11 protein-coding genes and 5 tRNA genes are annotated in these 15,747 nt (G+C 55.8%); all 16 read left to right on the plus strand.

Annotated features, from left to right (window positions below; all coding sequences use genetic code 11):
* Positions 1-64 precede the first annotated feature (64 nt).
* A complete protein-coding gene (gene qmoC / locus P0N66_RS00515) occupies positions 65-1,258 on the plus strand; it encodes a quinone-interacting membrane-bound oxidoreductase complex subunit QmoC (protein ID WP_275802001.1) in 1,194 nt (397 codons plus the stop codon).
* Between the two features lie 184 nt (positions 1,259-1,442).
* Positions 1,443-1,518: transfer RNA gene (locus P0N66_RS00520), tRNA-Thr, on the plus strand.
* Positions 1,519-1,580: 62 nt separating this feature from the next.
* Positions 1,581-1,665: transfer RNA gene (locus P0N66_RS00525), tRNA-Tyr, on the plus strand.
* Between the two features lie 56 nt (positions 1,666-1,721).
* Positions 1,722-1,797: transfer RNA gene (locus P0N66_RS00530), tRNA-Gly, on the plus strand.
* A 60-nt stretch (positions 1,798-1,857) separates the two neighbouring features.
* Positions 1,858-1,933 (plus strand) — tRNA-Thr (locus tag P0N66_RS00535).
* A gap of 62 nt (positions 1,934-1,995) precedes the next feature.
* Positions 1,996-3,186, plus strand: coding sequence for an elongation factor Tu (tuf, locus tag P0N66_RS00540; protein ID WP_275802002.1), 1,191 nt, complete (start codon positions 1,996-1,998; stop codon positions 3,184-3,186).
* Positions 3,187-3,214: 28 nt separating this feature from the next.
* Positions 3,215-3,364, plus strand: a complete 150-nt coding sequence (gene rpmG / locus P0N66_RS00545; protein WP_013163689.1) for a 50S ribosomal protein L33 — start codon at positions 3,215-3,217, stop codon at positions 3,362-3,364.
* Positions 3,365-3,378: 14 nt separating this feature from the next.
* Positions 3,379-3,455: transfer RNA gene (locus tag P0N66_RS00550), tRNA-Trp, on the plus strand.
* A 315-nt stretch (positions 3,456-3,770) separates the two neighbouring features.
* The gene (secE, locus tag P0N66_RS00555) at positions 3,771-3,953 is read left to right on the plus strand and encodes a preprotein translocase subunit SecE (RefSeq protein WP_275802003.1); all 183 of its coding nucleotides are present in this window, start codon (positions 3,771-3,773) and stop codon (positions 3,951-3,953) included.
* A 25-nt stretch (positions 3,954-3,978) separates the two neighbouring features.
* The gene (nusG, locus tag P0N66_RS00560; RefSeq protein ID WP_275802004.1) at positions 3,979-4,509 is read left to right on the plus strand and encodes a transcription termination/antitermination protein NusG; all 531 of its coding nucleotides are present in this window, start codon (positions 3,979-3,981) and stop codon (positions 4,507-4,509) included.
* Positions 4,510-4,656: 147 nt separating this feature from the next.
* Positions 4,657-5,082, plus strand: coding sequence for a 50S ribosomal protein L11 (rplK, locus tag P0N66_RS00565; protein ID WP_275802005.1), 426 nt, complete (start codon positions 4,657-4,659; stop codon positions 5,080-5,082).
* A gap of 50 nt (positions 5,083-5,132) precedes the next feature.
* Positions 5,133-5,843 (plus strand): 50S ribosomal protein L1, encoded by a 711-nt coding sequence (rplA, locus tag P0N66_RS00570; RefSeq protein ID WP_275802006.1) that lies wholly within the window; start codon positions 5,133-5,135, stop codon positions 5,841-5,843.
* A 426-nt stretch (positions 5,844-6,269) separates the two neighbouring features.
* Positions 6,270-6,791, plus strand: a complete 522-nt coding sequence (gene rplJ / locus P0N66_RS00575; protein WP_275802007.1) for a 50S ribosomal protein L10 — start codon at positions 6,270-6,272, stop codon at positions 6,789-6,791.
* A 35-nt stretch (positions 6,792-6,826) separates the two neighbouring features.
* On the plus strand, positions 6,827-7,213 hold the full coding sequence (gene rplL / locus P0N66_RS00580) for a 50S ribosomal protein L7/L12 (RefSeq protein WP_275802008.1): 387 nt from the start codon (positions 6,827-6,829) through the stop codon (positions 7,211-7,213).
* A 227-nt stretch (positions 7,214-7,440) separates the two neighbouring features.
* A complete protein-coding gene (gene rpoB / locus P0N66_RS00585) occupies positions 7,441-11,562 on the plus strand; it encodes a DNA-directed RNA polymerase subunit beta (protein WP_275802009.1) in 4,122 nt (1,373 codons plus the stop codon).
* A 69-nt stretch (positions 11,563-11,631) separates the two neighbouring features.
* Positions 11,632-15,687, plus strand: a complete 4,056-nt coding sequence (rpoC, locus tag P0N66_RS00590) for a DNA-directed RNA polymerase subunit beta' (RefSeq protein ID WP_275802010.1) — start codon at positions 11,632-11,634, stop codon at positions 15,685-15,687.
* Positions 15,688-15,747: the final 60 nt, after the last annotated feature.

Below are 15,747 nucleotides of genomic sequence, written 5' to 3' on the forward strand. Positions count from 1 at the left end.
GTGACCCGCCGGCGTGCTCGGCCGGGTCTACGAATGCTGAAGGGAGACAACGGGAGGCAGCAATATGTCTGAGGGAATGAAGGTCCAGCCTGATCTCGAGTTTATAAAGTATTTGAAAAACGCCGGCGGTGACACCCTGAAAAAGTGTTACCAGTGTGCCACCTGCTCGGTGGTCTGCCCTTTGTCCGGGGATGACAAACCTTTTCCCCGCAAGGAAATGATCTGGTCCCAGTGGGGCCTTAAGGAGAAGCTGGTGGCTGATCCCGACGTGATGCTCTGTCATCAGTGCGGTGATTGCACCACCAACTGCCCGCGGGGCGCCAAGCCCGGTGATGTACTCGGTGCCATCCGGGCCTATGCTTACACCCATTACGGTTTTCCCCAGGGGTTGGCCAAACTTTGCAGCCAGGGCAAAAATCTGCCCATTATGATTCTGATTCCCACTCTTATCATCGGGATTGTCTGGTGGCTTTCCGGCGGGATGAAGTTACCGGATGGAGATATCAACTTTGGATACTTCTTTGGTGACGCCTATTATGTCCTGCCGGTGACTACGCTGCTGATTCAGTTGATCTTTGTACCCACGCTCCTTTTTGCCATTTACGCTTTTTATCGTGGCATATCGAACATGTGGAAAGGGATGGCGGCCCAACTTCCAGCCACCGAACGCAACTTCCGCCCCTCGGTGACCCAGTTCATCAGTGAGTTTATCTGGCCGTCGGTCAAGGAGATTATGACTCATAAACGTTTTAATGAGTGCGGCACCAATCGTAACCGGGTTACCGGCCACATGCCGCTTGTCTTTGCTTTTATTGCCCTCCTGGCGGTCACCGCTTATGCCATGATTCGCAAGGATGTCTTCGGGCTATTTATTGAGGGTCTGCACGTGCCGCTGACCTTTGCCGACCCCTTCAAGATTCTGGCCAACGTGGCCGGTATTGCCCTGATCGTCGGGGTGGGCATCCTCTGGGTTAACCGTTCCCGGACGGAGCGTGAAAACAACACCACCCCTACATTTTACGACTGGTATCCCATCGGCATTGTGATGGCGGTTGGTGTCACCGGGATGGCGGCGCAGATTTTCCGGCTGGGAGATGTGGCGGTGATGGCCTATCTCTTGTACTTCATGCATCTGGTGTCGGTGTTTATGCTGTTCCTTTATACGCCCTACACCAAGCTGGCGCATATGTTCTACCGGACCTTCGCCATGGCCTTCGAGAAATACCGGGCCAGCGGCTACGTGCAAAAGCAGGATTAGTAGTATCCACCGGTTTGACGTTACATCAGCCCGCGGGTCGTAATGACCCGCGGGTATTTTGTTTGCCATTGCCCCTTTGGGCCCCACACGTAGGGGGAGTTGCGTGGGGGGGTGGCGGGCGAAATTTGTAAAAAAAATGGTTGATGTTTGCCCGATGAGCGTGTAGTATTTCGCGTCTTGCGCAGCTGGCGTAGCTCAACTGGCAGAGCAGCTGATTTGTAATCAGCAGGTTGCGGGTTCAAGTCCCATCGCCAGCTCCAGTTTGGAAGCCGGTAGCTCGCAGCAGGCTGCTTATGAAATTATTGTTTTGTGATGCAGGTGTGGAGGGGTTCCCGAGCGGTCAAAGGGAACAGACTGTAAATCTGTCGGCTAAGCCTTCGGAGGTTCGAATCCTCCCCCCTCCACCATATCCCGTACTCACATTGCTTTTATGTACGGCCTGGGTAGACCGGGAATGATAAAGGCGGGAATAGCTCAATTGGTAGAGCATCAGCCTTCCAAGCTGAGGGTTGCGGGTTCGAGACCCGTTTCCCGCTCCAGCCTGTTTGTGGCCGCCGGGCGTTGTCCCGGCGTTGGTGTTTTGCTGTATCAGATAAGTTGCCCACGTAGCTCAGCAGGTAGAGCACTTCCTTGGTAAGGAAGAGGTCACCGGTTCAAGTCCGGTCGTGGGCTCCAGCCGAATTAGACCGTTTCCGGTCGCGAACAAACCATGACCAAGTGCGCTGAGGAGAAAACCCATGGCAAAAGAGAAATTTGAACGCAAGAAGCCGCATGTCAACATCGGCACCATCGGCCATATCGACCACGGTAAGACGACGCTGACGGCGGCGCTGACCCGGGTGCTGTCGACCAAGGGTTACGCCAATGCGACGGCATTTGATCAGATCGATAAGGCACCGGAAGAGAAGGAGCGTGGTATCACCATCGCCACCGCCCACGTGGAGTACGAATCCGATGCGCGTCATTACGCCCATGTGGATTGCCCGGGTCATGCCGACTACATTAAGAATATGATCACCGGTGCGGCGCAGATGGATGGCGCCATCCTGGTGGTGGGTGCCGACGACGGTCCGATGCCGCAGACCCGTGAGCATATTCTGTTGGCCCGCCAGGTCGGGGTGCCGGCGATTGTGGTTTTTCTCAACAAATGCGACATGGTTGACGATCCCGAGCTCATCGAGCTGGTTGAGATGGAGTTGCGCGAGCTGCTGAGCAAGTACGACTTCCCCGGCGACGACACCCCGATCATCCACGGCAGCGCCCTGAAGGCGCTGGAGAATCCGGAAGATGAAGCGGCTACCAAGCCGATCTGGGATCTGCTGGCGGCCTGTGACAGCTTTGTTCCCGAGCCCAAACGTGATGTGGATCTGCCGTTTCTGATGCCGGTGGAAGATGTGTTCTCCATTTCCGGTCGTGGCACGGTGGCCACCGGTCGTATTGAGCGTGGAGTGGTAAAGGTTGGCGAGGAAATTGAGATAGTCGGTATCCGTCCGACCCAGAAGACGACGGTGACCGGGGTTGAGATGTTCCGGAAGATCCTGGATGAGGGTCAGGCTGGTGACAACGTCGGTGTTCTGTTGCGCGGGACCAAGCGTGACGATATCGAGCGTGGTCAGGTACTGGCCAAGCCCGGCAGCATCACCCCGCACACCAAGTTCCAGGCCGAGTGCTATATTTTGAGCAAGGAAGAGGGTGGCCGCCATACGCCGTTTTTCAATGGCTACCGGCCGCAGTTTTACTTCCGGACCACCGACGTGACCGGGGTGGTAACCCTGGGCGAAGGTGTTGAGATGGTAATGCCCGGTGACAACGTCACCGTTGATGCGGAACTGATTACCCCCATCGCTATGGACGAGGGCTTGCGTTTTGCCATCCGCGAAGGCGGCCGCACCGTGGGCGCCGGGGTTATCAATAAGATCATCGCCTGATTTAAGGCGTTAAAAGGAAGACAAAGCGATGCGTGACATAATTACTCTGGGTTGCGGAACCTGCAAACGCCGCAATTACACCAGCACCAAAAATAAGCGGCGGACCCCGAACAAGCTTGAGTTTAAAAAGTACTGTCCGTTTTGTCGGTCCCATACTCCGCACAAGGAAACCAAGTAAGCAAGCAGTTGTGCAGGCCAGTAGCTCTAATTGGTAGAGCATCGGACTCCAAATCCGAGGGCTGGGGGTTCGAATCCCTCCTGGCCTGCCATCAATTCTGACAGCCGGTGTTTTACCCCTCTTGTCCTTTGTCCTTGTCCCAGATTATGACATGGCGATAGAGACACCGGAAAAGTAAACCCGGCGGCATACCAAGGTATGACCGCCTGGATTGCTTTGCGGACAGCCGGATGTTAGCGAATTATAGAGATAACCGGGCCCGGTCCGGCATGGTGATAAAAGCACGTTCGTGCGGCTTGATGAGTTTTGCTATCAGGCAAACGGGAGCGATGAGTATATGGCGGCCAAGGCGGAAGATAGTAAAAACAAGCAGGTAGAGGTCCGCAACCCAGGTGCCGGCTCAAGGGTGGCTCAGATCAGACAGTTCATGGCTGAGGTCCGCCAGGAATTCGTCAAGGTGGTCTGGCCGGGCAAGAAACAAACGTTAATGTCCACCACCGTGGTCATCGCCCTGGTGATCGTGGTTGCGATTTATCTGGGCTCTATCGACCTGGTGCTGGGTAAACTGGTCGGCGCGATACTGCGCTGAGACGGGCTGTTAAACGAGGGAGCTCATGGCACGACGCTGGTACATACTGCACACCTACTCTGGATTTGAAGAGCAGGTCAAGACAGCCTTACAGGAACGGATCAAAAACGCCGGCCAGCAGGAGATGTTCGGTGAAATTCTGGTGCCCACCGAGCAGGTGGTGGAGATGGTTAAGGGTTCCCGGAAGACTTCTTCACGCAAATTTTTCCCCGGCTATATCTTGGTTAACGTTGATCTCAACGATGAAACCTGGCATACGGTGCGCGGCACCCCCAAGGTTACCGGTTTTATTGGTAATGATCTCAACCCCGAACCTCTGGATGACTCCGATGCCATGAAGATTATCGGACGCATTCAGGATGGAGCCCTGAAGCCCAAACCCAAGGTCTCTTTCGAGGAAGGGGACCAGGTGCGAGTAATTGATGGCCCATTTGCCAACTTTCAGGGAGTGGTTGACGAGGTTAATCCTGATAAAGGTCGGGTGCGAGTGCGGGTTTCGATTTTCGGGCGTGAGACCCCGGTGGAGTTGGAGTTTATTCAAGTTTCGAAGTTTTAAAGCCATAACCAGGCAGTGATGCCTGTTATGGAGGTATGGCGCGGTTGGCCTCGGCCCCGCGGCTGCACCTGGGGAGCCCGTCGCAGGTGGCGGGTGTTCAGACCCATCATAAGAAACCGTATTTCATTGTGGTCAAGGAGCACAAAAATGGCGAAAAAGATTCAAGGATACATCAAACTGCAGATTCCAGCCGGCAAGGCCAATCCTTCGCCGCCGGTGGGCCCGGCCTTGGGTCAGCACGGGGTTAACATCATGGAATTCTGTAAAGCCTTCAATGCCAGAACCCAGGCCGAAGGCGACACCATCATCCCGGTGGTGATTACGGTTTTTGTGGACAAGTCGTTTACTTTTGTCACCAAAACACCGCCGGCCTCAACATTGTTGTTCAAGGCTCTTAACATTAAGAAGGGCTCCAGTCACCCCAAAAAAGAGAGGGTGGCCAAAGTCAGTCGGGATCAGATTAGAGAAATCGCCGAGAAAAAAATGCCGGATCTTAACTGCTACGATGTCGAGCAGGCCATAAAAATTGTTGAAGGAACGGCCAGAAGCTGCGGCATCACGGTGGTGGACTGAAACTAACGGTGTTTGCTAAAAAATCCCGAATGAATATGGAGTGATAAGTCATGGCACAGAGAGGCAAGAAATACAATAACAGTGTGCAACTTCGTGATAATCTGAAACTATACGAACTTGACGAGGCCCTTGAGCTATTGCTCAAAGCCAAGTATGCCAAGTTTGACGAATCAGTGGATGTGGCGCTGCGTCTGGGAGTTGATCCCCGCCATGCCGACCAGATGGTTCGCAGTAGCATGGTTTTGCCCAACGGTACCGGCAAGACCGCTCGCATCCTGGTTTTTGCCAAAGGCGACAAGGTGCAGGAAGCGTTGGATGCCGGTGCCGATTACGCCGGTGGTGATGAATATGTGGAAAAGATCCAAGGAGGCTGGCTGGATTTTGACAAGACCATTGCCACCCCGGATATGATGGGAACTGTGGGCAAGATCGGCCGTGTTCTCGGCCCTCGCAACCTGATGCCCAATGCCAAGCTGGGCACCGTTACCTTTGATGTCGCCCGGGTGGTCAGCGAGATGAAGGCCGGTAAGATCGATTTCAAGGTTGACAAAGCCGGGGTTCTTCATGCCATGGTCGGCAAGTCTTCCTTCGGTTCGGACAAGCTTAAAGAAAACATTCTTGCCTTTATAGACAAGGTGATTCAACTCAAGCCGGCCACCAGCAAGGGTGTTTATCTGCGCGGGGCCAGTATTTCAACCACCATGAGCCCGGGGTTTCGGCTCGATCCGGTGGCCATCAGGGCGGAAACCAAGAAGGCTTGAGTAAACCATGCACCGTAATCTTCCTTTGCCGGTCGGTGATGATGGAGGCTCCCAGTCTCTGGTGACCGTCATCCACCTTCGGGCGGGGGGGTTTATATATTGAAGTGAGCAGATTGGACGTTGAAGACAGCAGGTGTCGGTTCGAATATGACCGATTTAAGCGGCGCCGAGGCGGCGCCGGCCTGCCGAGATGGACAAAATAGTTGGTAGGACGCAGAGCAACGCGATACCGACGGGGCAAAACAAAAAGTTATTTATGTCGGTCAGCAGCGCTTGCATGTTAAAGCGCGAGCAATCCGGCAGTTTTTAAGCTGGGACCACGCCGGTTGACTGGCCGGTTACAGCAAACCCGCCCTCCTGTCTGTTGTTGTCGATCTCCACTGCTTGTGGCCCTTAACCCATTGCATTAAAAAGGAGGTTGAGAATTTGAAGCGAGAGGAAAAAGCTGGGGTAGTTCAAGAACTGAGTGACCGCTTTGCCACGGCAAAACTGGCGGTGCTCGCCGACTACCGGGGCTTGACCGTCAGCTCGATGCAGCAGCTCAGACGAGAACTGCGTGACAGTTCCGCTGAACTTAAGGTGGCTAAAAACACCTTGCTTGGCAGAGCAATCCAGGGCACTCCCTTTGAGCCCCTGAGCGGTCATCTGCAAGGCAACACGGCGCTAACTCTGAGTGAAGATCCGGTGGCGCCGGCCAAAGTGCTGGTCAAGTTTGCCAAAGACAACCCCAAGTTGGTGATCAAAACCGCCGTCCTGGACGGCAGGGAACTCCGTCCGGAAGATTTGACCGCGCTGTCCAAACTGCCGGGAATCAATGAGTTGCGGGCTCAGTTCCTGGGGCTGCTGCAGGCAGTACCCACCGGTTTTGTCCGGGTGCTCAACGGGGTGCCGCAGAAAGCTGTTTATCTGCTGCAGGCGATCAAAGAACAGAAAGAACAAACCAATTAATTTGCTGTTTTCAGTATAACAGGAGGATTTGAATCATGGCTGTAACCAAAGATGATGTGATTGAATTTATTTCCAACATGAGTGTGCTCGAGCTTTCCGAGCTGATCAAGGAACTGGAAGAGAAATTTGGCGTATCTGCCGCGGCACCGGTGGCCATGGCTGCCGGCCCGGCCGCTGCCGGTGGTGGTGATGCTGAGGCTGCGGAGGAGAAGACCGAATTTGACGTAATTCTGACCTCTGCCGGCGACAAAAAGATCGGCGTCATCAAGGAAGTTCGCGCCATCACTTCTCTTGGCCTGAAGGAAGCCAAGGAACTGGTGGAAGGTGCCCCTAAGCCCGTCAAGGAAGGGGTCACCAAGGATGAAGCTGAAGAGATCAAGAAGAAGATCGAGGAAGCCGGCGGCACGGTGGAAATCAAATAATTTTTTAAATTTGGCCTGCCCGGGCGGGGTCGAGGCGCTGGCAGTGACTGCTGGCGCCTCGCTCCGGAACCCCCGGAACAGCAACGATCAGCAGCAACGCTGCAGGGTTGAAAGCCCGGCGGCGTTGTTGCGTTTTTCGTTTATTGCTCTTGCCCGCAAGAGTTGTCGCGGAAACAGTGCGGCAACCTCCATATCCAGCTCTCAACAAAACACGAGGGTATTTCTGAATGCAGATGATCAGACGAATCCGCAAGAATTTTGCCAAAACCAGGGCGATTGTTGAAAAGCCGCATCTTATTGAGATGCAGAGCCGTTCCTTTGAAAAGTTTCTGCAGATGGAAACTCCCCCGGAACAACGCCTTGACGAAGGCCTGCAGGGGATCTTTAAAAGCGTTTTTCCCATCAAGGACTTTAAAGATGCCTGTTCCCTGGAATTTGTCAACTATACTTTTGGGGAACCTAAGTATACCGTCGAAGAGTGCATTCAGCGCGGGTTGACCTATGAGGTGCCGGTTAAAATGACGGTGCGTCTGGTGACCTACGACACCGATCCCGACAGCGGAGCCCAGAGTATCAGGGACATCAAGGAACAGTCGGTCTATCTTGGCAGCATCCCGCTGATGACCAAGGCCGGGGTGTTTGTGGTCAACGGCACCGAGCGGGTTATTGTCAGCCAGCTGCAGCGCTCGCCGGGGTTGTTTTATACCCATGACGGCGGTAAGACCCATGCTGGCGGCAAACTGCTTTATTCCGCTCGGATCATCCCGGTGCGGGGCTCTTGGGTTGATCTGGAGTTTGATGCCAAAGATATTCTCTATGTCCGCATCGACCGGCGGCGCAAATTTCCGGTTACCACTCTGCTCAAGGCCCTGGGCTACAGCAGCGAGGAGTTGCTGCGTTACTTCTACCAGACCGAGTCGGTTAGCATCGAGGATGGCAAATTAAAAAAAGGATTTGACCCAGAAACCATGGTGGGCCAACGCCTGCCCCATGACTTGATCAGCCCTGCCGATGGTGAAGTGCTGGCCCGCAAGGGCCGCAAGGTAGGCAAGGCCCTGGCCCGCAAGATTGCCGATGCCGGAGTTACCGGGCTTGAAATTGAGACCGCCGATCTGGTGGGCAAGGTTACCGTTGGTCCGATCATCAATCCTGAAACCGGCGAAGTGATGATTCCGGTCAACACCGAATTGACCGAAACCATGCTGGAGGAAATCGTTGCCGCTGGAATTAAAAACTTTGATATCCTGTTGATCGATGGCATCAAGATCAGCGATGCCTTCCGTAAAACTCTGGCCCTGGACCGGGTAGAAAACCGGGAAGACGCCCTGATCGAACTTTACCGTCGTTTACGGCCCAGCAGCCCGCCTACTCCGGAAGTGGCGGAAAGTTTCTTTAACAATCTCTTTTTCAGCCCGGAACTTTACGACCTGTCGGTGGTGGGCCGATTTAAGTTGAATGCCCGCTTGGGGATTGATACCGATATCAATATCCGCACCCTGACCGTGGAGGATATCATGCTGTCGGTGCTGCACCTGGTGCGGCTCAAGGACAGCCAGGGGCCCATTGATGACATCGATCACCTGGGTAACCGCCGGGTGCGCACCGTTGGTGAACTGGTGGAAAACCAGTACCGCATGGGTCTGGTGCGCATGGAGCGGGCCATCAAGGAGAGGATGAGCCTCCAGGAAGTGGAGAGCCTGATGCCCCACGACCTGATCAATCCCAAGCCGATCACCGCCGCGATCAAGGAGTTTTTCGGGACCAGCCAGCTCTCCCAATTCATGGATCAGACCAACCCGCTATCGGAGGTTACCCACAAGCGGCGATTGAGCGCCCTGGGGCCTGGAGGACTTTCTCGGGAACGGGCCGGTTTTGAGGTGCGCGACGTGCATCCCACCCATTATGGCCGGATCTGCCCGGTGGAGACCCCGGAAGGTCCCAACATCGGCCTCATTGTCTCCCTGGCATCCTATGCCCGGGTAAATGAGTATGGTTTTATTGAAACCCCTTACCGGAAGGTGGAAAACCGAAAGATCACCAACCAGATTGACTACATGACCGCCCTTGGTGAAGAAGATCAGGTCATTGCTCCGGCCCGCACCGCCACCGACGGCAAGAACAAACTGGTCGAAGGCCCGTTGATTGCCCGTCAGGGCGGCGAGGTTATGATCAGTATTGCCGATGAAGTAACCTACATGGACGTTTCTCCCAATCAACTGGTGAGTGTCGGTGCCTCTCTGGTGCCCTTTCTGGAAAACGATGACGCCAACCGGGCCCTGATGGGGTCCAACATGCAGCGCCAGGGGGTACCGTTGCTGCGTTCCGAGGCGCCTCTGGTGGGCACCGGCCTGGAAGCCGCCGTGGCTCGTGATTCCGGGGTCTGCCTGCTGGCCGGCGGTGACGGGGTGGTGGAAGAGGTTGATGCCAACCGTATTGTGGTCCGCTACGATGAGCCCGGCACCGATGGCTTCACCACCGGCATCGGCATTTATCGGCTGGAAAAATACAAGAAATCCAACCAGAACACCTGTTTTACTCAGCGTCCCCTGGTGGAACCAGGCTTGCGGGTCAATAAAGGTGATATCCTGGCTGATGGCCCGGCCTGCGACCATGGTGAACTGGCCCTGGCCAAGAATGTCACCGTCGCCTTCATGCCCTGGCGGGGTTATAACTACGAAGACTCCATCCTGGTCAACGAACGGCTGCTGAAAAATGACACCTACACTTCTTTTCACATTGAAGTGTTTGAAACCGTGGCCCGGGACACCAAGCTGGGCAAGGAGGAGGTTACCCGGGATATTCCCAACGTCAGCGAGGAAGCTCTGCGCAACCTTGATGAGTCGGGAATTGTGCGGGTCGGCGCCGAGATTAAGGCCGGGGATATCCTGGTGGGTAAGATTACCCCCAAAGGTGAGACCCAACTCTCACCGGAGGAAAAACTGCTGCGGGCGATTTTCGGCGAAAAAGCCGGCGATGTAAAGGATACCTCGTTGCGGGTACCGCCGGGCGTCGAGGGAGTGGTGGTGGATGCCAAGGTCTTCTCCCGCAAAGGGGTGGAAAAGGACGAGCGCAGCCTGGCCATCGAGGAGGCTGAGATTAAAGCCCTGGAGCGTGACCTTGAAGATGAACTGAATCTCCTGGCCCGCAGTGTGCGCAACGGCCTGGCCGACCTGCTGGTGGGTAAAAAAGTCAAGAGTGCGGTCAAAAATCGCAAAGGCGAAGAACTGCTGGCCAAGGATAAAAAAATCACCAGGGAGGTTCTTGAAAAACTGAGTCCATCGGAAATCAAGAAACTAGATTACGCCGGGCGGGATAGCCTGGAAGGGGAGATCAATCTGCTCTTTGATCGCCATGAAAGCCAGGTGAAGGTGGTACGTGGCCGCTATGAAGCCAGGATCTCACGGCTGCAGAAGGGTGATGATCTGCCGCCTGGGGTGATCAGAATGGTCAAGGTCTACCTCGCCATCAAGCGTAAACTGGCGGTGGGAGACAAGATGGCCGGCCGCCACGGCAACAAGGGTGTGGTTTCCCGCATTCTGCCGGAAGAGGACATGCCTTACTTTGACGATGGCACCCCGGTGGATATTGTGCTTAACCCCCTGGGGGTACCCTCGCGGATGAATGTGGGGCAGCTGCTTGAGATTCACCTGGGCCTGGCCGCCAAGAAGCTGGGCGAACAGGTGCAGCTCCTGGCCGAAGCCCGGGATATTAAGGCGGTCAAGAAGAAGCTGGCGACGGTCTACAGCAAGGAAGAATACGAGCAACTGCTGGCCGGATTGAGCGATGATGATCTGCTTGATCTGGCTTCCCGTATGGGTACCGGTCTGCACATGGCCACCCCGGTCTTCGACGGGGCCAGAGAAGACGAGATCCGACGGCTGCTGGTGGAGGCCGGCCTGGATGAGATCGGCCAGCTTGATCTTTATGACGGGCTGACCGGTGAAAAATTTGAGAACCAGGTCACCGTTGGCGCCATGTACATGCTGAAACTCCACCACCTGGTGGATGACAAGATTCATGCCCGCTCCACCGGACCTTACTCGCTGGTAACCCAGCAGCCGCTGGGCGGCAAGGCGCAGTTCGGCGGTCAGCGGCTGGGTGAGATGGAAGTCTGGGCCATGGAGGCTTACGGGGCGGCTTACACCCTGCAGGAGTTCCTCACCGTCAAGTCCGACGACGTCACCGGCCGGACCAGGATGTATGAGCGCATCGTCAAGGGCAACAACTTCCTGGAGGCGGGTTTACCAGAATCATTCCACGTCCTGGTCAAGGAGTTGCAAGGCCTTTGCCTGGACATGGAACTGCTGGACGAACTGCCCCCTGTTAAGGAAAAAGAAAAAGAGCAGTAAAAACCGGTCCGGGAAAGATGTTTTCGACCTGAAGTCGGGGTCTCTTTAAATAGATAGAAGGGTGTTGCCGTGGAAGAACTTTTCAGCTTTTTCGCCAAACCGAAATCACCGACAAAATTCAAGGCTGTACGCATCGCCACTGCCAGTCCGGAAAAAATCCGGGATTGGTCCCACGGCGAGGTCAAAAAGCCGGAAACCATCAACTATCGTACCTTTAAGCCCGAGCGCGACGGGCTGTTCTGCGCCAAGATATTCGGGCCGGTGAAGGATTATGAATGTAACTGCGGCAAGTACAAGCGGATGAAACACCGCGGCGTGGTCTGCGAGAAATGCGGAGTGGAGGTGATCCAGTCCAAGGTGCGCCGTGAACGGATGGGGCATATCCAGTTGGCCGCGCCGGTGGCTCACATCTGGTTCCTCAAGAGCCTGCCCAGCAAGATCGGCAACCTGCTTGATATGACCCTGAAAGAGTTGGAAAAGGTTTTGTACTTTGACTCATACGTGGTCATCAGTTCCAGTGAGCCTTCCATTACGGCCGGCAGCTTGCTCAGTGAGGAGGATTACCGCCAGTCCCGGGAAGCTTTCCCGGACAAGTTCAAGGTCGGGATCGGGGCGGCGGCGGTGCGGGAAATGCTGTCGGCCATCGACCTGGGCGAGCTGTCCAAGCAACTGCGCACCGAGATGCGGGAAACCGGTTCCGAGGCTAAACGCAAGAAACTGGCCAAACGTCTCAACGTTACTGAGGCTTTCCTGGAGTCGGGCAACCGGCCTGAGTGGATGATCCTGGAAGTGATTCCGGTGCTGCCGCCTGATCTCCGACCGCTGGTACCCCTGGAAGGAGGGCGCTTTGCGACCTCCGATCTCAACGATCTCTACCGTCGGGTCATTAACCGTAATAATCGCTTAAAGCGACTGCTGGAGCTCGATGCGCCGGAAATTATCATCCGCAACGAAAAGCGGATGCTGCAGGAAGCGGTGGATGTACTCTTTGACAACGGTCGACGGGGGAAGGTGATCACCGGACCCAATAAGCGACCACTGAAATCACTTTCCGATATGCTCAAGGGCAAGCAAGGCCGTTTCCGGCAGAACCTGCTTGGTAAACGGGTGGATTACTCGGGTCGGAGCGTGATCGTGGTCGGCCCCCACCTGCGGCTGCACCAGTGCGGTTTGCCAAAAAAGATGGCACTGGAGTTGTTCAAACCCTTTATTTACAACCGCCTGGAGGCCAAAGGGCTGGTTACCACCATTAAAAGTGCTCGTAAAATGGTGGAAAAGGGTACCAAGGAGGTATGGGACGTATTGGATGAAGTGGTCAGCGAATATCCGGTGATCCTCAACCGGGCGCCCACTTTGCACCGTTTGGGTATGCAGGCCTTTGAGCCGATCCTGGTGGAAGGCAAGGCCATTCAGCTTCACCCCTTGGTCTGTACCGCCTTTAACGCTGACTTTGACGGTGACCAGATGGCGGTGCATGTACCGCTGACGGTGGAGGCCCAGATGGAGGCCAGGGTGCTGATGATGTCCACCAACAACATCCTCTCGCCGGCCAACGGGGAGCCCATCATCATTCCCTCTCAGGATATCGTCCTGGGGCTTTATTATCTCACTCGGGAGCGTTATTTTGCCAGGGGCGAGGGGAAAACCTTCAGCTCGCCCGGCGAGGTCAGCCTGGCTTATGATTTCAGCGAGGTACATTTGCAGGCTCGGGTCAAGGTGCGGGTGGATGGTAAGCTGATGGATACCACCCCTGGTCGTATACTGGTGGGAGAACTGTTGCCCGCCGGGCTGCCTTTTTCTCTGGTTAACCAGAACCTGGGCAAGAAGCAGCTGGCCAAACTTATCGACTACTCCTACCGCCATGCCGGCACTAAGGCCACGGTTATTCTGGCCGATCGGCTCAAAGACATGGGGTATGAATACTCAACTCGGGCGGCGATTTCCATCTGCCTCAACGATATGAAGATTCCGGTGAGCAAGGATGAACTGCTGGAAAAAGCTGAAGCCCAGGTACTAGACGTTGACCAGCAGTACCGTGATGGTCTGATCACTCCCGGCGAGAAGTACAATAAGGTGGTGGATATCTGGTCCCGCACCACCGACCAGGTGGCCAACGACATGATGGACGAGATGAAGGTGGAGTACCTGCGGGACAAGGACAAGAAACTGGTGGAGCAACCCAGTTTTAACTCCATCTTCATCATGGCCGACTCCGGCGCCCGGGGCAGTCGCGACCAGATCAAGCAGCTGGCCGGCATGCGGGGCCTGATGGCCAAACCCTCCGGGGAGATTATTGAAACCCCCATTAAGGCCAACTTCCGTGAAGGGCTGAGCGTACTGGAATATTTCACCTCCACCCACGGTGCCCGTAAGGGTCTGGCCGATACGGCGCTGAAGACCGCCAACTCCGGTTATCTCACCCGTCGCCTGGTGGATGTCGCCCAGGACGCCACCATTGTGGAACGGGACTGTGGCACTCTGGACGGCATTGTCATCGAGGCCCTGATAGAGGGAGGCGAGGTGATTCAGCCGGTTGGTGACCGTATCCTGGGCCGGGTGGCTCTGGACGACATTGTTGATCCCTTCAGCGGTGATACCATTGTTGAGGCCAACGGGGAAATAACCGAAGACAAGGTGGCTGTCATTGATGAGGCCGGCATTGACCGGGTACTGATTCGCTCGGTACTGACCTGCAAGTCCCATCGTGGGGTCTGCAGCCTATGCTACGGCCGCGACTTGGGCCGCGGGCACATGGTCAATATCGGCGAGGCGGTGGGCATCATCGCCGCCCAGTCCATCGGCGAACCCGGCACCCAGTTGACCATGCGTACCTTCCATATCGGTGGTACCGCCAGCCGGTCCGCCGAGCAGGCAGAAGTCCGGGCCCGTCACGGCGGCACGACCAAGTTCATCAATATGCATACGGTAAGAAACGCCGCTGGCCACTTGGTGGTCATGACCCGCAATGGCGAGGTGGCGATTATCGGGCCCAAGGGTAGGGAGCGTGAGCGCTATCATATCAACTATGGGGCCAACCTTTATGTCGATGAGGACACCGAGGTGGCGCCCGACACCCAGATCGCCGAATGGGATCCCTACACCATTCCGGTGGTCAGTGAAATCGGCGGCCGAATCAAATTCGGTGACATCATCGAAGGGGTCACCATGCAGGAGCGGGTGGACCCGGTAACCGGTAAGGCCAGTATGGCAATTACCCAGTCCCGGGCCGGGCAGCACAATCCGCGGATCACGCTCAAGGATGAAAGCGGTAAAACCGCCAAGCTTCCCAAGACCGGCACTCCTGCCCGTTATTCTTTGCCGGTGGGCACCATCATCGGGGTCAAGGAAGATGACGAGGTTCAGCCTGGTACCATCATGGGCAAGATCCCTCGGGAAACCACCAAAACCAAGGACATTACCGGTGGTTTGCCACGGGTTGCCGAGCTTTTTGAGGTGCGTAAACCCAAGGAATACGCGGTGATCAGCGAGATCGACGGCCAGGTCAGTTACGGTAAGGATCTCAAAGGGAAAAAACGGGTGGTCATTACCCCGGAAGTGGGTGAACCCAAGGAGTACCTTATCCCCAAAGGTAAGCACGTCATTGTCCACGAGGGCGACTACGTCAAGGCCGGTGAACCCCTTATGGACGGATCTCCTGACCCCAACGATATCCTCCGGGTTATGGGGGTCAAGGAACTGGCCAAGTTCCTGGTTAACGAGGTGCAGGAGGTCTATCGCCTGCAGGGGGTGAAAATCAACGACAAGCACATCGAGGTAATTGTCCGCCAGATGTTGCGCCGGGTACAGATCACCAGTGTCGGCGATTCCACCTTTATGCTGGGTGAGCATGTGGAGTGGTGGCGGTTTAACCAGGAAAACGAAAAGCTGCTTACCGAAGGAGCCCGTCCGGCCACCGCCGAACCGGTGCTGCTGGGGGTCACCAAGGCCTCGCTGTCCACCGATAGCTTCATATCGGCGGCCTCCTTTCAAGAGACTACCAAGGTGCTGACTAACGCCGCCATGGCCGGTAAGATCGACCTGCTCAATGGCCTTAAGGAAAACGTTATCATGGGCCGGCTGATTCCGGCCGGGACCGGCGTCGAACGCTACGCCATCGAAGAGTAAACGCACGGCAGCACCGCATCTTGCGGCGATCGGACCCGGCTTGCGTACTGGTGTACGCGG

This window comes from Desulfurivibrio dismutans (assembly GCF_029210385.1).
GTDB classification, from domain to species: Bacteria; Desulfobacterota; Desulfobulbia; order Desulfobulbales; family Desulfurivibrionaceae; genus Desulfurivibrio; species Desulfurivibrio dismutans.